This is a genomic window from Actinomadura barringtoniae, assembly GCF_017573505.1.
Lineage (GTDB): Bacteria > Actinomycetota > Actinomycetes > Streptosporangiales > Streptosporangiaceae > Spirillospora > Spirillospora barringtoniae.
In genome coordinates this window covers 127,709-147,310 of the sequence record NZ_JAGEOJ010000012.1, presented here as the reverse complement: position 1 = coordinate 147,310, position 19,602 = coordinate 127,709, and the positions used below count along the sequence as shown (strand labels likewise).

Genomic DNA, 19,602 nt, shown 5'->3' with positions numbered 1-19,602 from the left:
AGCGTCGGGGGCATGAACGTGATCGCCCACCTCAGTGACGTGCACATCGACGACCGGCGCAGCATGGACCGGACGCGCGCCGTCATGGAGCACCTCGACGCCCTCCCCTGCGACCTGGACGCCGTCCTCGTGACCGGCGACATCGCCGACCACGCCCTGCCCGCCGAGTACGAGGCGGCGCGCAAGCTCCTGACCTCCAGACACCCGACGCTGATCTGCCCCGGCAACCATGACGAGCGCGCCGCGTTCCGCCGCCATCTGCTGGGGGAGGAGCCGTCGGTGGCGCCCATCGACCAGGTGTTGCGGGCCGGCGGCTTCGTGATCGCGTTGTGCGACACCTCGGTGCCGGGCGAGGACTACGGGCGCATGGAGGAGACGACGCTGGCTTGGCTGGAGGACGTGCTGGCCGGGACGTCGGCGCCGGTGCTGGTCGGCTTCCACCATCCGCCGGTGACGCTGGGCATCCCGTACGTCGACGGGATCAAGCAGTACGGCGAGGAGCGGCTGGCCGGGATCGCGGCGCGCAGTCCGCACCTGGTCGCGTTCCTCGCGGGCCACGCGCACACCGCCGCCGCGACGACGTTCGCCGGGCGGCCGCTGCTGGTCGCGCCCGGCGTCGTGTCAACGACCAGGCTGCCCTGGGAGACGGCGGACGAGAACGACCTCGTCCATCTGGATCACGCGCCGTCGCTCGCCTTCCACGTGCTGCACGACGACCACCGGCTCACGACCCACTACCGGCCCGTCACGATGCCCGGGATGCCCGCGACGCCCGGGCCAGCAGGCCGGTGAGGAAGACCTCCAGGACCTCCTGGAGGGTCGCGGTGAAGTCCAGGCGGAAGGCCGCGAGGTCGGGGTCGGACTCGTAGGCGGCCAGCAGTGCGGGTGAGGGCTGCGAGTGCGCCCACAGCGACCCCGTCATGATGAGCAGGCCGCCGGTGAACTTGAAGGCGTCCTCGGCGCCGAGCTCGGGGATGTGCCCGAGGAAGGTCTCGGCGAGGGCGGTGACGTCGGCGATGGCGGTGCGCTTGTACTGCGCGACGGCCTCGGTGGAGATGTTGCGTTCCAGGACGGCGGCCTGCGCGGCGATCAGGTCGCACAGGACGGGCCGGTCGGCGAGGCTGCCGGCGATCGTCGTTGCGAGCCGCGTGCCGCGCTCGTACGGATCGGCGTCCTTGTCGACGGCCGCGGGAAGGGCACCGGTGAGCTCGCTCGTCCACGCCTGCCACTGGGCGCTGAGAAGCTCCAGCAGGACGGCCTCGCGGGACTCGAAGTAGCGCAGCACGTTGGACTTGGCCAGGCCGACGCGGCGGCTGAGCTCGTTCAGGCTGATCTCGGCCACCGGCATCTCGGCCAGCATCGCGGCCGCGGTGTCCAGGATCGCGCGGCGGCGCTCGGCGCGCTGCTCCTCGCTGCGGGCGCGTTGGAAACCCATGTGACCCATCCTACAGACCGCCGGTCTCTTGCGAACGGACCGGCGGTCTGTTAGCGTTCCAAATAACAGACCAACAGTCTTTTAGGAGCGCGTCATGTACGCCGTCCCAGATCAGAGCGGCAAGATCGGCATCGTCACCGGCTCTAACAGCGGCACCGGCAAGGAGGCGGCCAAGCGGCTCGCCGCCGCCGGCATGCGGGTGATCATGGCCGTCCGCACGCCCGCCAAGGGGGAGGCGGCACGGGCGGAGATCCTCGCCGAGCACCCGGACGCCCGGCTGGAGATCCGGCGGGTCGACCTCGCCGACCTGGCCTCGGTGCGGGAGTTCGCGGACGGCATCCTCGCCGACGGCACCCCGATCGACCTGCTCGCCAACAACGCCGGCGTGATGATGCCGCCCGAGCGGATGACCACGGCCGACGGGTTCGAGCTGCAGCTGGGCAGCAACTTCCTCGGCCCGTTCGCGCTGACGCTGCGGCTGCTGCCAGCGCTGCTGGCCGCGCCCGCGCCACGCGTCAGCACGATGAGCAGCGGCGCCGCCAACTTCGGGCGGATCGGCTTCGACGACCTGCAGTGGGAGCGGCGGCGCTACATCTCCGGCCGCGCGTACGCGCAGTCCAAGCTCGCCGACCTGATGTTCGCGGTGGAGCTCGCGCGCGTCGCCAAGGCGCGCGACTGGAAGCTGATGAGCAACGGCGCCCACCCCGGCTACACCCGCACCAACCTGCAGAGCGCGGGCGCGACGCTCGGCCGTGACAGGCCTTCGCTGATGAGCCGGCTGATGTACGCGGTCGACTTCCTGCCGTCGCAGGACGTCGTGCAGGGCGCCGAGCCGCTGCTGTACGCGGCGGCCGACCCGAACGCGGTCGCCGACGGCTACTACGGGCCGAGCAAGCGGTTCGGGCTGGTCGGACCGACGGGCAAGGCCCGGGTGACCGGGCGGGCGCGCGACGCCGCGGCCAACGCCCGGCTGTGGGCGGAGGCCGAACGGCTCACCGGCGTCGCGCTTCCCACGACGGTGTGATCAGACCGTGGTGATCAGGCCGTGGTGTGATCAGGAGGAGGGGAGCCCGAGGGCGCGGGCGATGAGCATCCGCTGCACCTCGGACGTCCCCTCGCCGACCTCCAGGATCTTGGCGTCGCGGTAGAACCGGCCCACCGGGTACTCGTTCATGAAGCCGTAGCCGCCGAAGATCTGCGTCGCGTCGCGGGCGTTGTCCATCGCGGCGTTGGAGGAGACCAGCTTGGCGATCGCGGCCTCCTTCTTGAACGGCTCGCCCGCCAGCATCTTGGCCGCGGCGGCGTAGTAGGCCAGCCGCGCGGTGTGCGCGCGGATCTCCATGTCGGCGACCTTGAACTGGATCGCCTGGTAGCGGCCGATCTCCTTGCCGAACGCCTCGCGCTCGCGGACGTAGCGCAGGCACTCGTCCACACAGCCCTGGGCGAGACCGACCGACAGGGCGGCGATCGCGATGCGGCCCTCGTCCAGGATCCGCAGGAACTGGGCGTAGCCGCGGCCCCGCTCGCCGACCAGGTTCTCGGCCGGTACGCGGACGTCGTCGAAGCTCAGCTCGCGGGTGTCGGAGGCCGACCAGCCGACCTTGGAGTACTTCTTGCCGACGGTGAAGCCGGGCGTGCCGTTCGGCACGATGATCGTGGAGATCTCGCGCTCGGAGCCCTCGCCGGTGAGCGCGGTGACGGTGACGAACGAGGTGATCTCGGTGCCGGAGTTGGTGATGAACGACTTGGACCCGTTGATCACCCAGTGGTCGCCGTCCAGCCGCGCGGTCGTGCGCATGCCGCCCGGCACGTCCGAGCCGCCGCCCGCCTCGGTGAGGCCGAACGCGGCGAGCCGTTCGCCGGAGGTGAGGCGTGGCAGCCACTCGGCCTTCTGCGCGTCGGAGCCGAAGCGGTAGATCGGCATCGCGCCGAGGGACACGCCCGCCTCGAGCGTGATGGCGACCGAGGAGTCGACGCGGGCCAGTTCCTCCAGGGCGAGGCAGAGTGTGAAGTAGTCGCCGCCCATGCCGCCGTGCTCCTCGGGGAAGGGCAGGCCGAACAGCCCCATCTTGCCCATCGCGGCGACGATCTCGTACGGGAACTCGCCCCGCTCGTACAGGTCGCCGATCACCGGCGCGACGGTCTCGCGGGCGAACCGCTCGACCGTGCCGCGCAGCTCCTCCTGCTCCTCGCTGAGCGTGAAGTCGATCATTTCTTTCTACTCCTTGGGTGACAGGGCCTGGACGACGCGGGAGGGGGAGGGGCGGCCGAGACGCTCGGCCATCCAGCGGCTCGTTGAGACGAGCTTGTCGAGGTCGACGCCGGTCTCGATGCCGAGTCCGTTCAGCATCCAGACCAGGTCCTCGGTGGCGAGGTTGCCGGTCGCGCTCTCGGCGTACGGGCAGCCGCCGATGCCGCCGGTGGACGCGTCGACCGTGGTCACGCCCGCGCGCAGGGCGGCGAGCGTGTTGGACAGGGCCTGGCCGTAGGTGTCATGGAAGTGCACGGCGAGGCGGTCGACGCCGATCCCGGCGGCCGCGCACGACTCGATGAGCGCGGTGACCTGGCCGGGCGTGCCGACGCCGATCGTGTCGCCGAGGCTGAGCTGCGAACAGCCCATGTCCATGATCCGCTTGGCGACGGAGACGACCTGGTCGATCGGGACGTCGCCCTCCCACGGGTCGCCGCAGGCCATGGAGACGTAGGCGCGCACCCACAGGCCCTCGGCGAGGGCGCGCTCGACGACCGGCTCGAACATCGCCAGGGACTCCTCGACCGTGCGGTTGAGGTTGCGGCGCGCGAACGACTCGGTGGCGCTGCCGAAGATCGCGATCTGCTTGACGCCGTTGGCGAGCGCGCGATCCAGGCCCTTCTCGTTCGGGACCAGGACCGGGTGGCTGATCGCCGGGTCGCGGGTGAGCACGCCGAGCAGCTCGGCGGCGTCGGCGAGCTGCGGGATCCACTTCGGATGCACGAAGCTCGTCGTCTCGATCGTGCGCAGGCCCGCGTCGGCGAGCCGCACGATGAACTCGGCCTTGTCGGCGACCGGGACGATGGCGTCCTCGTTCTGCAGCCCGTCGCGCGGCCCGACCTCGTAGATCGTGACCTTCTCGGGCAGGCCGTCCAGTGGTACGCGCATCGCTCTACGCCTCCTCGACCGCGGCTTCGGGCGCGGCTTCGATCACGGCCAGGACGGCGTCGAGCGCGACCTGCGCGCCCGTCCTGGCCGGCAGCTGCGTCACGGTGCCGGAGATCGGCGCGGTGACGGTGTGCTCCATCTTCATCGCCTCGACCACGACCAGCGGCTGGCCCTGCGTCACGGCGTCGCCCTCGGCGGCCTTGACCGCCAGGACCGTGCCGGGCATCGGGCTGCGCAGCACGCCGTCGCCGGACGCGGCCTGGTCGGCGGGGCCCTCGGCGCGTTCGTGCTCGGTGAGCGACCAGGCGTTCCCGTCCCGGCCGACCCACAGCGTGTGGCCGTCGCGGGCGAACGCGTAGGCGAGCGTGCGGTCGCCGTAGGTGAGAGTCGTGCCGTTGAGGGCGGCGTGGACGGGGACGGCGTCGCCGACCGCGACCATGGCGGACGCGGCGCGGCCCTGCACGCGGACCTCGACCGGGTCGGACCCGGCGGGCGTGATGATCCAGGGCGTCCAGGCGGGCGTGCCGGGACGCCAGCCGTCGGGGATCGCCCACGGGTCGGCGTCGGCGGTCTCCAGCGACTGCATGCGTTCCAGCGCGGCGGCGGCCAGCGCCTCGGGCGGAACGCCGCTGCCGGCGGTCAGCTCATCGAGGGCGCGTTCGACCAGGCCGGTGTCGATGTCGCCCGCCTTGACCAGCGGGTGCTGCAGGAGCGCGCGCAGGAACCCGACGTTGGTGGTGACGCCGAGCAGGCCGTAGGCGGCCAGGCCGCGGTCCAGGCGGTGCAGGGCCTCGGCGCGGTCCTCACCCCAGGCGATCACCTTGGCGAGCATCGGGTCGTACGAGCCGCCGACCTCGGTGCCGACCTCCAGGCCGGAGTCGACGCGCACGTCGGCCGGCTCGGTCAGGGCCAGGACGCGGCCGCCGGTCGGCAGGAAACCGCGCGCGGCGTCCTCGGCGTAGACGCGCGCCTCGACCGCGTGGCCGTTCAGCAGGACGGCGGACTGGTCGAACGGGAGCGGCTCGCCGGCGGCGACGCGTACCTGCAGCTCGACCAGGTCCAGGCCCGTGACCAGCTCGGTCACCGGGTGCTCGACCTGGAGGCGGGTGTTCATCTCCATGAAGAAGAACTCGCCGGGACGGTCGGCCGAGACGATGTACTCGACCGTTCCGGCGCCCACATAGCCGACGGCCTTGGCCGCGGCGACGGCGCTCGCGCCCATCCGCTCGCGGGTGGCCTCGTCCAGCAGCGGTGACGGCGCCTCCTCGATGATCTTCTGGTGGCGGCGCTGCAGGCTGCACTCGCGTTCGCCCAGATGGACGGCGTGGCCGTGCGCGTCGGCGAACAGCTGGATCTCGATGTGGCGCGGGTTCGCCACGAAGCGCTCGACCAGCAGCGTGTCGTCGCCGAACGAGGCGGCGGCCTCGCGGCGGGCCGAGGCGATCGCGTCCGGCAGCTCGGCGGCGTCGCGCACCAGCCGCATGCCCTTGCCGCCGCCACCCGCCGACGGCTTCAGCAGCACGGGCAGGCCGACCTCGCGGGCGGCCTCGGCGAGCTGCTCGTCGGACAGGCCCGCCTCGTCGCGGCCGGGCACCACCGGGACGCCCGCGGCGGCCACGGTCTGCTTGGCGCGGATCTTGTCGCCCATCGCCTCGATCGCGGCGGCGGGCGGGCCGATGAAGACGAGCTCGGCCTCGGCGCAGGCTGTGGCGAACGCGGTGTTCTCGGCGAGGAAGCCGTAGCCGGGGTGGATCGCTTGAGCGTTCGTGGCGCGGGCGGCCCCGATCACGGCGTCGATGTCGAGGTAGGACGCGATCCGTACCGCCTCGTCGGCGTCGCGCACGTGACGCGCGCCCGCGTCGGCGCCCGTGTAGACCGCGACCGAACGGATGCCGAGGCGGCGCAGGGTCCGGAAGACCCGCACCGCGATCTCCCCGCGGTTGGCGACGAGGACGCTTTCGAGCTGCTGAGTCATCAGGTCCTCACATCCGGAAGACGCCGTAGCCGACCGGCTCCAGCGGTGCGTTGGCGGCCACCGACAGGCCGAGACCGAGCACGCGGCGGGTGTCGAGCGGGTCGATCACGCCGTCGTCCCACAGCCGCGCCGTGGAGTAGTACGGGTTGCCCTGATCCTCGTACTGCTCGCGGATCGGCGCCTTGAACGCCTCCTCGTCCTCGGCCGACCAGGAGTCGCCGAGCTGGTCGCGGCGCACCGTCGCCAGGACGCTGGCCGCCTGCTCGCCGCCCATGACCGAGATGCGGGCGTTCGGCCACATCCACAGGAAGCGGGGCGAGTAGGCCCGGCCGCACATCGCGTAGTTGCCCGCGCCGAACGAGCCGCCGATCACCACGGTGAACTTGGGCACGCGGGCGCACGCGACGGCGGTGACCATCTTGGCGCCGTGCTTGGCGATGCCGCCCGCCTCGTACTCCCGGCCGACCATGAAGCCGGTGATGTTCTGCAGGAAGACCAGCGGGACGCTGCGCTTGTCGCACAGCTCGATGAAGTGCGCGCCCTTCTGCGCCGACTCGCCGAACAGGATGCCGTTGTTGGCGATGATCCCGACCGGGTGGCCGTGGATGCGGGCGAAGCCGGTGACCAGCGTCGCGCCGTACTCCTTCTTGAACTCCTGGAAGCGGCTGCCGTCGACGACGCGCGCGATGACCTCGCGGACGTCGTAGGGCGTGCGCGAGTCGGGCGGGACGACGCCGTACAGCTCGTTCGGGTCGGCCGCGGGCTGCTCGGGCGGGGCCAGGTCCCAGGGGCGCGGCTCGCGCGGGCCGAGCGTGCCGACGATGTCGCGCACGATGCGCAGCGCGTCCGCGTCGTCCTCGGCCAGGTGGTCGGTGACGCCGGACGTGCGCGAGTGCAGCTCGCCGCCGCCCAGCTCCTCGGCCGACACGACCTCGCCGGTCGCCGCCTTCACCAGCGGCGGGCCGCCCAGGAAGATCGTGCCCTGGTTGCGGACGATCACGGCCTCGTCGCTCATCGCCGGGACGTACGCGCCGCCCGCCGTGCACGAGCCGAGGACCGCCGCGATCTGCGGGATGCCCTGGGCCGACATCGTGGCCTGGTTGTAGAAGATGCGGCCGAAGTGCTCGCGGTCGGGGAACACCTCGTCCTGGCGGGGCAGGAACGCGCCGCCGGAGTCGACCAGGTAGACGCAGGGGAGCCGGTTGTGGAGGGCGACCTCCTGGGCCCGCAGGTGCTTCTTGACGGTCACCGGGTAGTAGGTGCCGCCCTTGACGGTCGCGTCGTTGGCGACGACCACGCACTCGCGGCCGTTCACGCGGCCGACGCCGGTGATGATGCCCGCGCCCGGCGCCTCGCCGTCGTACATCCCGTGCGCGGCCAGCGGCGACAGCTCCAGGAACGGCGAGCCGGGGTCGAGCAGGGTGTCGACCCGGTCGCGGGGGAGCAGCTTGCCGCGCGCGACGTGGCGTTCGCGCGCCCGCTCGGACCCGCCGCGCCCGGCCCGGTCGAGGTTGCCGCGCAGCTCGTCCACCAGCGCCTGGTTGGCCTCGGCGCTGCGCTTGAACGTCTCGTCGCCGGGATCGGCCCGCGTGCTGAGCTCGCTCATACCCGTCCTCATTGACAGTTAACGACCGTTAACAACGGAGATGTTAACGACGATTAACATCCTAGTCTAGACTTCCATCATGACGCATTCCGCAGGGGGGACGACCCCCCAGGGCCCCCCGGCAAAAACCGCCGGGCATCCCTCGCTTCGCTCGGGCGGCCCGGCGACCGCGGGCGTCTCCCCACGCAGGGCCGAGATCCTCGGCGCGGCGGCCGAGCTCTTCGCGCGCCGCGGCTTCCATGGTGCCTCCATCGGCGACGTGGGACGCGCGGTGGGACTCACCGGACCCGCGCTGTACAGGCACTTCCGCGGCAAGGAGGACGTGCTCGCCGAGATGCTGCTGGACATCAGCCGGCGCCTGCACGCCGAGGGGCTCGTGCGCGCCGCCGAGCCGGAGGCGGGACGGGCCCTGGACGGGCTGCTGGAGTGGCACATCGCATTCTCGCTGGACAATCCTGCGTTGATCACCGTGCACGAGCGGGAATTGGACAACGTGCCCGAGCCGCAACGGCACGAGATCCGGCGGTTGCAGCGCGCTTACGTGGAGGAATGGGTGGCGGTGCTCCGGCGCCTGCAGCCGGGCGTTCCCGAAGAGCGGCTGCGGGCCGCTGTGCACGCCTGCTTCGGGCTGCTCAACTCCACCCCGTACAGCGCGACCGGCCTGGACCGGGAGGCGATGGCCTCCCTGTTGAAGGTCATGGCGCGTGCGGCGCTGACGGCTTAGGGGCCTCGCTGTTCAGCAGGACGCTGATTTGCCCTTGAGCGCGTCCTGGACGGCGTGGGCGAAGGTGTCGGGGGCGACCGACGCGCCGGAGAGGATCTTGCGGGCGCAGCCCCGGAAGGTGGCGCTGAACGTCTCGTAGTGGTCGGTGACCGGGCGGGGGCGGGCGCGGTCCAGGCTGGCGACGATGGCCTTGGCCAGGTCGGAGAGGCGCTGGGGCGTGGCGTTGTCGGGCTCGCCGTTGGCGTTGTCGCGTTCGGCGGAACGCAGCTGGGAGCAGGTCGGCAGGCTCGGCACGGCCGCGTCGCGCAGCGGGCCGGGTTTCAGCCCGAACGCGGAGAAGCGGGTGGGTGCGAATCCACCGCAGGAGAACAGGCGCTGCTGGCTGGCGGTGCTCGTCAGGTGCTGGATGAGGGCCAGCGCGTCCTTCTCGTGGCGCGAGTGGGCCGAGATCGCCAGGGTCTGGCCGCCCAGGGCGTTGGCGCCGGGCGGGGCGATCACGTTGAAGCGGAGGTTCGCGCCGTCGCGGAGCTTGGGGTCGTTGGCCAGGTCGCGGTAGGCGTAAGGCCAGTGCCGCATCAGGCCGTCGTCGGCGCCGCGGGCGAACGCCTGGATGCTGTCCTGCTCCTGGTAGCCGCGCATGAGCGAGGTCTGCAGCGAACCGCCCTGGGCGATCCGCGCGGCGACCGCCTTGAGCGCGGGATAGACCTTGGTGGCCAGGGCGGCGCGGCTCGGCTCGGTGTCGCCGGTCAGGACACCGGCCGCGCCGTGGTTCCACGCGTATTCGAGTGCGTTGACGGTGAGACCTTCGTAGTCGCCGAGCTGGGCGATGTAGCGCGAGTCGGGCCAGGCCGACGGGGACGACGGAGGCTGGGCGCCGCTGCGGTAGTAGAGGAGACCGACGTCCAGGTTGAACGGCAGGGCGTACTGCCGGCCCTGGTAGGCGCCCATCTGCAGGCCGGGCGGGAAGAAGTCGTCGGGTGAGTCGACGTCGCCGTGGCCGAGCTCCTTGATGTAGCCGTCGCGGGCGAACTCGGCGGTCCAGGGGGCGTCCAGGATGAACACGTCGTAGGCGCAGCTCTTGGACTCGGCCGCCGCCTTGAGCTGGCTGTACTGCAGGTCAGACGACGGCGACACCTCGATGAGGCGGGCCGGGCGATGGTCGCCGCGGGCCTGCTGGTTCCAGGTCTCGACGAGGGCGCGCCGCTGGTTGTTGAGGCTCACGTCGTTGCCGCCGGCCACGGTCAGGTCCTCGCCGCCGCACGACTCGGGGAGGCCGTCGTAGAACGGGCGGAACGTGAACGCTCCCACGACCGCGAGGAGGGCGAGCGCCCCGGCGATGGCGCAGATCAGGGCTATCAGGGGGTGGGTCTTGGTTCTGGTGAGGAAGCCTCGTCGCCGGCCGGGCATGGGCGGTTGCTGATTGGGCATGGGCGTTTGCTGGTCAGGCATGGGTCACCGCAGTGTCGACAGCAGGCGCGCCGCCTGCGCCTCGTCGGGGTCGTCGTTCAGCAGCACGCACCTGCCGCCCATGGCCTGGCGGACGTCCTTGGCGGGGGAGACGTCGCAGCCGGTCGGGCCGGTGAGCAGGAGCGTGAGCCGCAGGTTCGGATGCTTGTGGTGGTAGTCGGCCAGGCGGGCGCGGTCCTTGCCGATGGAGGGATTGGTCTGGAGGGACTGGCCGTCGGTGACGACGATGGCGTCCCGTTCCCCGTAGGAGAGGTCGGCGCCGGTGACGGCATCGGTGAGCGAGACGTCAGGGCGGGCGACGCTCTGGGCCTGGAGCTTGTCGTTCAGGAGCTTGGACTGCGTCGGCGAGATCAGGGCCGCGCGGGCAACGCTCATCACCGGGCGGTCGGCGGGTTGGCGGGGGCGGGCGAAGGTCTGCAGGCCCGCGACGTCATCGCCCTTGAGCTGGTCGACCAGGCTGCGCAGCAGGGACACGGCATGGGTGAGGCGGGATCCGCGCAGCGGAGTGGACGCGGGCGCGCCCATCGAACCGGACGTGTCCAGGACGATGGAGATCAGCACCTTCTTGCGGACCGCGCTGATGGCGTCCAGGGCGTCCTGTACGCCGGGCGCCTCCGGGCCCTTGATGACCGAGGGGATCGCGCTGTTGCCCAGGCGGTCGATGCCGCTCAGGTAGGGATGCGCGGAGTCGGCCGTATGGGAACGGCGGTACGAGCCGTCGCGGCCGCGGAAACCCTGGGAGGTGAGCGGGTGGCGTGTCAGCCAGTTCTTGAAGGAGTTGACCGCGTTGGCACGCGCGGCGTCGTCCTGGCCGGGCCATTTCAGCTGCACGAAGCGGTAGTCCAGGCTGGGCAGGTCATTGGCGTAGTAGGGGTAGAGCTTCCACTGGTCGTAGGGGTCGGCGCCTGAATTGACGCCGCCGCAGCTGTCGCCCAGGGGACGGCCCGCGTTGTAGTCGTTCAGCAGCTGCTCGGAGACGACCACCGCGTACCCGAAGGGCGGGCGGCTGCCGGGGGCGTTCCCGCCCTGCTGCGCCGTGGCTCGCAGCTGGCAGAGCAGGGAAACGGCATCGGGCGCAAGGAGCTCGGGCGGGTCGGCCGGGCTCAGCAGCCGTTCCGCAGCCGCGCCGTCGGGCGCCATGCCCGCGTTGGTGATGGAGCGGTGCAGCACCGGGGTGACGGCCAGTGCGACCGCGGAGCTCTCCGGGATGGGCCGGGCGATGCCCTTGATGCCCGCCGCCTTGAACTTGGTGAGCAGCTCTGTGGTGGAGTCGCGCCCGGGAAGGCTCGACTCGCTGTAGACGCGCCCGTTGTCGTCGCCGAACAGGCCCAGGACCATCGGAGAACGCCCGAGGGACGACGGGTCGGCCGTCACCTTGGGCGGCGAGTCGGACGTGGCGAGGTTGGCCGGGTCGGCGCCGTACGCGTACTCGGCGGGGGAGGACGGGATCCAGACGTCGGGCTGCGGGCCCAGGAGCTGCGCGCCGACGCTGGTCTGGTCGCCCTCCCAGCCGCGGGCCAGGCCGTTCCGTACGGGCGTCGCGCCGCTCTCGGAGGTGACCGTCACCGAGTAGGCCGGGCATCCGTGCGAACGGGTGCCGACGACGAAGTCGGCGGCGGCGTAGCGGACGGCGGTGAGCGCGTCGGGCGTGGTGAGGACGCGCAGCTCCAGCGGATACGAGCACGGCCCGCCCGATCGTGCGAGCGCGTTCACCCCGTAACCGGCGCCCAGGAGCAGGCCCGCTATCGCCGCACCTGCCAGCGCCCAGGCCGACGCGATCCCGACGCGGCCCACGACCTGGCCGAGCTTGCCGTCGCGATGCCGGTAGAGCACGACGCCGCCCGCGACCAGCAGCCCCAGCGACAGCAGCCCCCAGGCCGCCAGCGCGATCTCCACCCCGATCCGCCGCCACACGACGACGAACAGCGGGAACGCGGCCAGCAGCGACGAGACGATCAGAGACGCGGTGAGCTCGACGCTGAGGCTGCGCAGAAGAGCGGTCAACCGCCGGGTGAGTGATCCTTGGTGGCCGGGTTGCTGCCGTTCATCCTCTTCACCCATTCAGGCCCCGTCGCCGCTCGGCCCCCCGAACGAAATCGCCTTCGATTGTACGGACGAGGTTGCTTTTGTGCAGGTGCATCCCGAAGCGAGATCGCGACCGTTCGTCTCGCCGGGCGGTCGCCGGATCTTGACTTCGCCCGCGTGGCCTCTGTCCTATGGACGGGAAGTGACCCCCGGCTTCGAGGAGATCACCCATGGGTGTCCAGGGCAGCAGCTTCTACGAGATCGCCGCGTCGGACCCCGGCCGCCCTGCGGTGCTCGGCCCGGACGGAACCGTGTCGTACGGCGAACTGCACGCCCAGGTCAACCGCCTCTCGCACGCGCTGCGCGGCCTCGGGCTCGGCCCGCGCGACACCGTCGCGACCGTGCTGGGCAACCGCGCCGAGTTCCTGACCGTGCTGCTGGCCGCGATGCAGACGGGTCTGTACCTGGTGCCGGTCAGCCGGCACCTGACCGCCCCCGAGATCGGGTACGTGCTGGCCGACAGCGGAGCCAAGGCCGTCGTGACCGAGCCGGAACTGGCGGACGTGGTGGTCACGGCGGCCGGCGACGCGGGGATCGCGGACGAGGCGCGCATCAGCGTCGAGCCGGTGGACGGCTTCCGGGATCTGCTCGACGTCGAGGGGAGCGTGGAGCCGCCCGCGGAACGGCTGATGGGCTCGCTGATGCTCTACACCTCGGGGACCACCGGGCGGCCCAAGGGCGTTCAGCGCCCCATCCTGAACATCTCGCCGGAGAAGCTCTTCTCGGCGATGCGGCGGGGACTGGCGAGCAACCTGGGGCTTGAGCCCGGGGACGGGGTGCACCTGGCCGTGGGTCCGCTGTACCACTCGGCTCCGTGCGCGCACGCGATGATGGCGCTCAACCTCGGGCACGCGGTGGTCGTCTGCCGCCGCTTCGAACCCGAGGGCGCCCTCGAGCTGATCCAGCGGTACGGCGTCACCAACACGTTCATGGTGCCGACGATGTTCCACAGGATGCTCGGGCTGCCCGACGAGGTGCGCGGATCCTACGACCTGTCGTCGCTCGGCATGGTCTTCCACAGCGCCGCGCCGATCCCGGTGGAGACCAAGCAGCGCATGATGGACTGGTGGGGCCCGGTGCTCTACGAGTACTACGGCTCCACCGAATGCGGGGCCATCGTCGTCGCGACACCGCAGGAATGGCTCGGCCGCCCGGGGACCGTGGGACGCGCCGTCGACGGCATCGAGATCAGGATCTTCGACGAGGACGGCGCCGAGCTCCCGGTGGGCGAGGCCGGGATGATCTACGCGCGCGGCTACTCGGGCTTCGAGTACCACGGCGACCCGGCGAAGACCGCCTCGGCGATGCGCGGCGAGTTCTACACGCCCGGCGACATCGGCCACCTGGACCAGGACGGCTGGCTCTACATGAGCGACCGGCGCACCGACCTCATCATCTCCGGCGGCGTGAACATCTACCCCGCCGAGATCGAGGCCGTCCTCCTGCAACACCCGGCGGTAGCCGACGTCGCCGTCATCGGCGTCCCCGACCCCGAATGGGGCCAGCAGGTCGTAGCCCTGATCGAGCCAGTGCAGACCGTCCCGGTGCAGGGAGGTTCGGTGGAGGGCGGTCCGGTAGGGAGCGGACCGGGTTGGCCCGGCGGGCCGGGTGAGGAACTGGTCGCTGACCTGCGGGCGCACTGCGAGCCCCGGCTGGCGCGCCTGAAGCACCCGAGGCGCATCGAGTTCCACGCGTCCCTGCCGCGTACCCCCTCCGGCAAGCTGAGCCGCCGCCGCCTCCGCGAGGCCTATCTGCGCAGCCACGGCGAGCCGGTTTCCTAGGCCTCCGGCGTCGCGTCCGCCCCTGACCCAACCTGGTCGTAGGCCCGCTGGGCGGCGGCGATGAGGCGACGCATACGTGCTACGTACAGGCGCAGCACGTTCGGAGCGATGGCGCGAAGTATCTGGGAGCGGGGCGGTACGCCGACCGGCTGCGCCGCACCGGGGACGGATGGCGCTTCAGCCACCGCGTACTGATGAGTATGTGGAGCGAGGGTGATCCAAGCGTGGTGTCAGGTCGTTCGTGATGTTCGCGCGCAAAATTAGGCCGATGGGCTTCGAACGCTTTCCGGGGGATGCTGCGTATCACCTTGCATGACGGACCAGAAGGTGGCGCCCATCGAGGGTGGTGCAGTGGTCGAGCGCGTTCGGTCGACGAGAGAGACCAGGAGCGGGCACGTCGGGGGACAGGGACAGGGGCAGACAGGGGTCGCGGCGAACACTGGCGTGAAGGCCGGTGTGCCGGGCCCGGACGAGATCAGGGGTTCGGACGCGACGCGGCCGGACTCGGTGGACGCGGCGGGGTCGGTATGGCCGTGCGCGAGCTGCGGACGGCCCGTTCCGCAGCCGCTGCGCGGCGCCCGTACCCTCCGGTATTGCACGGACAACGGCGGGGCCTGCGCGGACGAGGCGCAGGGCCGGCGCGAGCGAGGGAAGGAGACGCCGGGACTGCCCGGGCAGGTCGCCTGGGCGTGGGAGATCGTTCAACGGCTGGAGGGCGCGGCCGACCAGCTGGCCGGTTCGCTGGCGTCCGAGCTGAGCGTCGCCGGTGTCGAACGGCGGGTCTCGGAGGCGCGTGCCGAGGCGGCCTCGCACGTGGCGGCGGCGCAGGAGGAACTCGACGCGGCGCAGCGCCAGGCCAAGTCGGCCTGGCAGGAGGCGGCCTCGGCCCGGCTCCGCGCCGAGGTCGCGGAAAAGGACTGCGCGGCGGCCCGTACAGAGGCAGAGCAGGCGTGCGCCGCGAGAGACGCGGCCGATCAGGAGATGCGGGAGGCGCGGCGCGCCGCCGAGGAGAGCAAGGCGGCCCGGCTGGCCGCCGAGAACGAGCGCAGCCGCGTCGCCGAACGGGAGGGCGAGCTGCTCGCGGCCCTTGAGGCGGCGCGCGCCGAGCTCGTCACCTTGCACTCGCGGCTCTCGGAGTCGGACACGTTGGTCGAGGGACAGCGGATAGAGGCGGCGGCCGCCCGGCGGGCGGCGGAGGACCTGCGTTCCGCCGTACGGGACGCGGAGGCCAAGCGCGGCCAGGCGGTCGCCGACCTCGACCAGGCGCAGGCGCGGGTGCGCGACTGCGAGCAGCAGAACTGGCGGCTCAACCACACCGTCGACGAACTGCGCGCCACGCTCGCGGCGCTGGCCGGCGAACGGGACGCCGCGCGGTCGGAGGCCGAACGGGCACGCCGTCACATCGACGCGCTCACCAGGGGACCGGCCGCCGCCCGCGGCGGCGAGACGGGCCCGGCGACCATCCCCGACGGCCGCACGGCGACCGCCATCGAACAGGAACCACCGACTGGGCTGCACTCGCTGAGCGGCTTCCAGCTACCCCATGCCGGCTGACTGATGAGGAGGTGAGGGTCCGCCTATCGGAAGAGCACTGGCCCGGCACCGGCCGTCGCACCGCACCGGGGTGGCGCGACGGCCGGTGCGTTCCACTGTCAGAGGTGCGTGGTGTAGTCGATGGCGCCGTCCCGTACGGCGGCGTGGACGGCCCGCGCGAGCCGCGAACCCCAGGTCGAGCGTGGGCCTGCGAACGGGTCCGCGGCTTTGGGGCTGAGGGTTTCGGGGGCTCCAGGGGTTTCGGGGGTGACGATGCAGATGGCGTCGGAGGCGGTGCCCGTGCAGGGGTAGCCCGCTTCCATGAGCGCCTGGGTCTTGGCTTCGGTGGCGGTGATGACGGCGTTCACCAGGGCGGCGTCGGTGAGGGGGACGGGGACGGAGACGACGATGTTGACGGTGCCCGGGGTCTGGATGTCCTGGATGGGAGCCAGCTCGGGGTCGACGGCGTCCGGGGGAGCGGCGGCCCAGGTGGGGACGCGCAGGCCGACGGTCGCGGACACGGCGACGCCGCTGTCGGAACGTTCGACCGTACGGTCCACCGAGGCGGCGGTGAGCATGCCGACACCGGGACCTTGGAGGCCGTAGGCGGCGGCGAGCTCGCGCAGGTGCTCGGCCGGGTCCATGCGCGCGTACGTGCCGGGGACCTGGGCGTTCAGTACCCAACCGGCGGAGCCGATGCCGCCGCCGAGCGTCGCCGAGGAGATCGCGCGGTGGCCGGGGCCGGGCCGCCACACGGTGGAGGTCAGCGGGCGCCCGTTCTCGGTCCGCCGGTACATCTCGATCTTCATGGGCGCTCCAGGGAGAGGACGGGACGGCCGTCCGGGCCGGGCGTGACCCGTACGCGCGCGTCGAAGTGCTCGGCGATCGCGTCGCGGGTGAGGACGTCGGCGGGCGTTCCGGCGGCGGCCACCTCGCCCGCCGACAGCAGGATCAGCCGGTCGGCGTACTGACCGGCCAGCGTGAGGTCGTGGATCGTCGTCACGACGGTCAGCTCGTCCGCCAGCCGCAACTGGTCGATCAGCTCCATCACCTGCTGCTGGTGGCCGATGTCCAGGGCCGTCGTCGGCTCGTCGAGGAGGAGGACGGAGGTCTGCTGCGCGAGGGCACGCGCCAGGACGACCCGCTGGCGTTCGCCACCGGACAGGTGGTCGAGCGGGCGGGTCGCGAGGGAGGTGAGGTCAAGGCGTTGCAGGACGTCGCCCGCGACCGCGCGGTCGCGCGTGCTCTCCCTGCCCAGATGAGGGATGTAGGGGGAGCGGCCGAGCAGGGTGTAGTCGAAGACCGTCATGCCCGGAGGGAGGTTGGGCGACTGGGGCGCGTACGCGACGACGCGGGCGCGCTGTCGCGGCTTGAGCGCGCGCAGATCCGTCCCCGCCACCTCGATCTCGCCGCGTCCAGGGCGCAGGCCGAGGATCGCGCGCAGGAGCGTCGACTTGCCCGCCCCGTTCGGCCCGATGATCGCCGTCCACGTACCGGGCGGCGCGTCGAGCGTGACGCCCTTGAGCACCGGCCGCCCGTCGAGCGTCACGTCCAGGTCGCGCACCCTGACCGTCATGGGTCCACCACCGTCGTGGGGGCCGTCCGCGTCATGGGGTCCGCCGTCATGGGGTCCGCCGTCACGGATCCACCTGCTTGCGGGTGGCGCGCAGGATGACGACGAAGAACGGCGCCCCGACGAACGCCGTCACCACGCCGAGGGGCAGCTCGCCGGGGGAGACGACCGTACGGGCGACCAGGTCGGCGACCTCCAGGAACGCGGCGCCGCCAAGGAGGGAGAGGGGGAGCACAACGCGATAGGAGCCGCCCGCGAGGCGGCGGACCACGTGCGGGATCACGATCCCGACGAACCCGATCAGGCCGCTGACCGCGACCGCGCAGGCGGTGGCGAGCGACGCCGCGACCAGGACGGTGAGACGTACCCGGGCGGCCGAGAGACCCAGTGAGGCGGCCTCCTCCTCGCCGACGCTCAGCACGTCCAGGAGGCGGCCGTGCAGGAGCAGGACGACGGTGGAGATGATCGCGTACGGGGCGATCATGCCGAGCGTCGCCCAGTCGGCCAGGCCCAGGCCGCCCAGGATCCAGGAGAAGATCCGCTGAAGCTCCTGGGCGTTGGCCTGCTGGAGGAACGTCTGGACGGCGGCGAGGAAGTTCGACACCGCGACCCCGGCGAGGACGAGCGTCGCCGCTCCGCCGCCGCGGCTGGCCGTGCTGCCCAGCACGTACGCCAGGAACACCCCGCTGATCGCGCCGACGAACGCGGCCAGCGGAACGGCCAGCTTGGGATCGCCGGGGATCAGGACGATCACCAGCGTGGCGCCCACCCCGGCGCCCGCGGCGGCGCCGAGGAGGTAGGGGTCGGCGAGCGGGTTGCGGAAGACGCCCTGGTAGCCCGCGCCCGCGATGGCGAGCAGCCCGCCGACCGCCGCGCCGAGCAGCACGCGTGGGAGGCGCAGCTCGAACAGCACGTTCTGCTCGATCGGGCTGAGGCCGGAGTCGAGGTGCACGTACGGCACCCGGTCGAGCAGCGCCTTCAGGACCCCGGCGACGGGCAGGTCGGCCGCCCCGACCAGTAGCCCCGCCAGCAACGTGACCAGCAGCGCCGCCAGCGCGACCCCCAACTGCACCGGCCGCAACCGCGCCGGCGCCGCGGCAGGCGCGACCGCAGCAGGCCCGGCCGGGGGTGCCGACTTGGACGGCTGGGGTGGTGTGTCCTCTCCGTCCGGCTGCCCGTTCGCCTTCACGTGGTGGTCACTTGGTGGGGGCGGCCTTCTGGATCGCGGCGCCGATGGTCTTCACGAACTCCGGCAGGCGCGGGCCCCAGCGGGAGGCGATGTCGTCGTCCAGGGGAACGATGTTCTTGTTCTTGACGGCGGTGAGGTCTTGCCAGCCGCTGCGCTTGGCGACGGCGGCCTCGTTCTGGGCGCAGCACTTGGTGTCGGCCAGGAAGACCAGGTCGGGGTTGCTCTTGAGGAGGTACTCGCGGGACAGCTGCGGGTAGCCGCCGGAGGCCTTCTCGGCCTTGTCCGCGATGTTGCGCAGGCCGAACAGGCCGTACACCTGGCCGATGAACGTGGAGGACGTCACCGTGTGAAGCTGGTTGTCCAGCTCGTGGTAGTACGACAGCGGCTTGTTCTTGGGGGCCGAGGCGACGGTCTGCTGGATGCTCGCGCGCATGTCGTCGGTGACCTTCTTGGCCTCGGCCGCGTGCCCGGTGGCCTGGCCCAGGTCGTTGATCTCGTCGTAGGCCTCGTCGAGCTTGGTCGCGGCCGGTTCGAGCAGGACGGGGACCTTCACCTTGGCGAGGGCCTTGACGATGCCGTCCATGTCGTCGGAGAGCACGACCAGGTCGGGCTTGTAGCCGATGATGGCCTCGGCGTTGGGCTTGAAGCCCGAGAGCTTGGTCTTGGGGGCGTTGGCGGGGTAGGTGGAGTACTCGTCCGCGGCGACGACCTGCTTGCCCGCACCGATGGCGAAGAGGGACTCGGTGTGGGTGGGGGAGAGGGAGACGATCCGCTTCGGCGTCGCCGGGATGGTGACCGCGCCGTTGGCGGCCTGAACGGTGACCGCCTCGTTCTTGCCCGTGCCGCCCGAGCCGGAACCGGATCCGGAGTCGGACGAGTCGTCGGAGCCGCACGCGGCCGCCGCCAGCGTCATGACGCCGATCAGAAGGGACGCACCGAGGGCACGTACGGGTCTCACAGGAGCCTCCATGGCTGCCGGGAAGGGGGCCCGGACCCGCATGGGGACGGATCGCCCTTCCGCGAGGGTCGAGAGTCGTCGGCGCGCCGGGAGGCGACCTGGCTCGACCGCTCGGAGTGCATGCGTCGCATGCGTAC

At 71.9% G+C, this 19,602-nt stretch carries 17 protein-coding genes; 6 read left to right on the top strand and 11 right to left on the bottom strand.

Annotated features, from left to right (window positions below; translation table 11 throughout):
- The first annotated feature begins 12 nt into the window (after positions 1-12).
- On the top strand, positions 13-792 hold the full coding sequence (locus tag J4573_RS28640; RefSeq protein ID WP_208258997.1) for a metallophosphoesterase: 780 nt from the start codon (positions 13-15) through the stop codon (positions 790-792).
- Here J4573_RS28640 and J4573_RS28635 read toward each other — a convergent pair.
- Positions 746-1,435: a TetR/AcrR family transcriptional regulator gene (locus J4573_RS28635; protein WP_208258996.1), complete on the bottom strand. Its 690-nt coding sequence runs from the start codon at positions 1,433-1,435 to the stop codon at positions 746-748. The genes J4573_RS28640 and J4573_RS28635 overlap by 47 nt on opposite strands.
- 94 nt (positions 1,436-1,529) lie before the next feature.
- On the opposite strand from J4573_RS28635, the gene J4573_RS28630 reads away from it, so the two are divergent.
- Positions 1,530-2,459 carry an SDR family oxidoreductase gene (locus tag J4573_RS28630; protein ID WP_208258995.1) on the top strand — a complete coding sequence of 310 codons (930 nt, stop codon included), beginning with the start codon at positions 1,530-1,532 and terminating at the stop codon, positions 2,457-2,459.
- 30 nt (positions 2,460-2,489) lie between these two features.
- On the opposite strand, the gene J4573_RS28625 is transcribed toward J4573_RS28630, so the two are convergent.
- The 4 genes from J4573_RS28625 to J4573_RS28610 are packed head-to-tail and all read right to left on the bottom strand — an operon-like array spanning position 2,490 to position 8,155.
- Positions 2,490-3,647 (bottom strand): acyl-CoA dehydrogenase family protein, encoded by a 1,158-nt coding sequence (locus J4573_RS28625; RefSeq protein WP_208258994.1) that lies wholly within the window; start codon positions 3,645-3,647, stop codon positions 2,490-2,492.
- A gap of 6 nt (positions 3,648-3,653) precedes the next feature.
- A complete protein-coding gene (locus tag J4573_RS28620) occupies positions 3,654-4,574 on the bottom strand; it encodes a hydroxymethylglutaryl-CoA lyase (RefSeq protein ID WP_208258993.1) in 921 nt (306 codons plus the stop codon).
- A gap of 4 nt (positions 4,575-4,578) precedes the next feature.
- Positions 4,579-6,549: an acetyl/propionyl/methylcrotonyl-CoA carboxylase subunit alpha gene (locus tag J4573_RS28615; protein ID WP_208258992.1), complete on the bottom strand. Its 1,971-nt coding sequence runs from the start codon at positions 6,547-6,549 to the stop codon at positions 4,579-4,581.
- A gap of 7 nt (positions 6,550-6,556) precedes the next feature.
- Positions 6,557-8,155: a carboxyl transferase domain-containing protein gene (locus J4573_RS28610; protein WP_243773708.1), complete on the bottom strand. Its 1,599-nt coding sequence runs from the start codon at positions 8,153-8,155 to the stop codon at positions 6,557-6,559.
- Positions 8,156-8,234: 79 nt separating this feature from the next.
- On the opposite strand from J4573_RS28610, the gene J4573_RS28605 reads away from it, so the two are divergent.
- A complete protein-coding gene (locus J4573_RS28605; RefSeq protein WP_208258990.1) occupies positions 8,235-8,879 on the top strand; it encodes a TetR/AcrR family transcriptional regulator in 645 nt (214 codons plus the stop codon).
- 12 nt (positions 8,880-8,891) lie between these two features.
- On the opposite strand, the gene J4573_RS28600 is transcribed toward J4573_RS28605, so the two are convergent.
- A complete protein-coding gene (locus J4573_RS28600; RefSeq protein WP_208258989.1) occupies positions 8,892-10,307 on the bottom strand; it encodes an extracellular solute-binding protein in 1,416 nt (471 codons plus the stop codon).
- Between the two features lie 24 nt (positions 10,308-10,331).
- Positions 10,332-12,350 carry a vWA domain-containing protein gene (locus J4573_RS28595; protein WP_208258988.1) on the bottom strand — a complete coding sequence of 673 codons (2,019 nt, stop codon included), beginning with the start codon at positions 12,348-12,350 and terminating at the stop codon, positions 10,332-10,334.
- Between the two features lie 251 nt (positions 12,351-12,601).
- On the opposite strand from J4573_RS28595, the gene J4573_RS28590 reads away from it, so the two are divergent.
- The 3 genes from J4573_RS28590 to J4573_RS28580 all read left to right on the top strand — a co-directional run bounded on the left by J4573_RS28590 (position 12,602) and on the right by J4573_RS28580 (position 15,766).
- Complete coding sequence (locus J4573_RS28590; protein ID WP_208258987.1) at positions 12,602-14,212, top strand: AMP-binding protein; 1,611 nt, start codon at positions 12,602-12,604, stop codon at positions 14,210-14,212.
- Between the two features lie 32 nt (positions 14,213-14,244).
- Positions 14,245-14,457 carry a nuclear transport factor 2 family protein gene (locus J4573_RS56725; protein ID WP_208259212.1) on the top strand — a complete coding sequence of 71 codons (213 nt, stop codon included), beginning with the start codon at positions 14,245-14,247 and terminating at the stop codon, positions 14,455-14,457.
- 199 nt (positions 14,458-14,656) lie between these two features.
- A complete protein-coding gene (locus tag J4573_RS28580) occupies positions 14,657-15,766 on the top strand; it encodes a coiled-coil domain-containing protein (protein ID WP_208258986.1) in 1,110 nt (369 codons plus the stop codon).
- Positions 15,767-15,864: 98 nt separating this feature from the next.
- On the opposite strand, the gene J4573_RS28575 is transcribed toward J4573_RS28580, so the two are convergent.
- From J4573_RS28575 to J4573_RS28560, 4 genes are all read right to left on the bottom strand, one after another.
- Positions 15,865-16,554 carry an adenosylcobinamide amidohydrolase gene (locus J4573_RS28575; protein ID WP_208258985.1) on the bottom strand — a complete coding sequence of 230 codons (690 nt, stop codon included), beginning with the start codon at positions 16,552-16,554 and terminating at the stop codon, positions 15,865-15,867.
- The gene (locus J4573_RS28570) at positions 16,551-17,321 is read right to left on the bottom strand and encodes an ABC transporter ATP-binding protein (RefSeq protein ID WP_208258984.1); all 771 of its coding nucleotides are present in this window, start codon (positions 17,319-17,321) and stop codon (positions 16,551-16,553) included. The genes J4573_RS28575 and J4573_RS28570 overlap by 4 nt, the downstream gene beginning before the upstream one ends.
- A 61-nt stretch (positions 17,322-17,382) precedes the next feature.
- Positions 17,383-18,399, bottom strand: a complete 1,017-nt coding sequence (locus tag J4573_RS28565; protein ID WP_208259211.1) for a FecCD family ABC transporter permease — start codon at positions 18,397-18,399, stop codon at positions 17,383-17,385.
- Between the two features lie 115 nt (positions 18,400-18,514).
- Positions 18,515-19,465 (bottom strand): ABC transporter substrate-binding protein, encoded by a 951-nt coding sequence (locus J4573_RS28560; RefSeq protein WP_208258983.1) that lies wholly within the window; start codon positions 19,463-19,465, stop codon positions 18,515-18,517.
- Positions 19,466-19,602: the final 137 nt, after the last annotated feature.

Excerpts from the sequence above, each read along its gene's own strand:
- J4573_RS28625 (WP_208258994.1), bottom strand. The coding sequence starts at position 3,647 with ATGATCGACTTCACGCTCAGCGAGGAGCAGGAGGAGCTGCGCGGCACG.
- J4573_RS28590 (WP_208258987.1), top strand. The coding sequence starts at position 12,602 with ATGGGTGTCCAGGGCAGCAGCTTCTACGAGATCGCCGCGTCGGACCCC.
- J4573_RS28605 (WP_208258990.1), top strand. The coding sequence starts at position 8,235 with ATGACGCATTCCGCAGGGGGGACGACCCCCCAGGGCCCCCCGGCAAAA.
- J4573_RS28600 (WP_208258989.1), bottom strand. The coding sequence starts at position 10,307 with ATGCCCAATCAGCAACCGCCCATGCCCGGCCGGCGACGAGGCTTCCTC.
- J4573_RS28610 (WP_243773708.1), bottom strand. The coding sequence starts at position 8,155 with ATGAGCGAGCTCAGCACGCGGGCCGATCCCGGCGACGAGACGTTCAAG.
- J4573_RS28620 (WP_208258993.1), bottom strand. The coding sequence starts at position 4,574 with ATGCGCGTACCACTGGACGGCCTGCCCGAGAAGGTCACGATCTACGAG.
- J4573_RS28630 (WP_208258995.1), top strand. The coding sequence starts at position 1,530 with ATGTACGCCGTCCCAGATCAGAGCGGCAAGATCGGCATCGTCACCGGC.
- J4573_RS28570 (WP_208258984.1), bottom strand. The coding sequence starts at position 17,321 with ATGACGGTCAGGGTGCGCGACCTGGACGTGACGCTCGACGGGCGGCCG.
- J4573_RS28635 (WP_208258996.1), bottom strand. The coding sequence starts at position 1,435 with ATGGGTTTCCAACGCGCCCGCAGCGAGGAGCAGCGCGCCGAGCGCCGC.
- J4573_RS28575 (WP_208258985.1), bottom strand. The coding sequence starts at position 16,554 with ATGAAGATCGAGATGTACCGGCGGACCGAGAACGGGCGCCCGCTGACC.
- J4573_RS28640 (WP_208258997.1), top strand. The coding sequence starts at position 13 with ATGAACGTGATCGCCCACCTCAGTGACGTGCACATCGACGACCGGCGC.
- J4573_RS28615 (WP_208258992.1), bottom strand. The coding sequence starts at position 6,549 with ATGACTCAGCAGCTCGAAAGCGTCCTCGTCGCCAACCGCGGGGAGATC.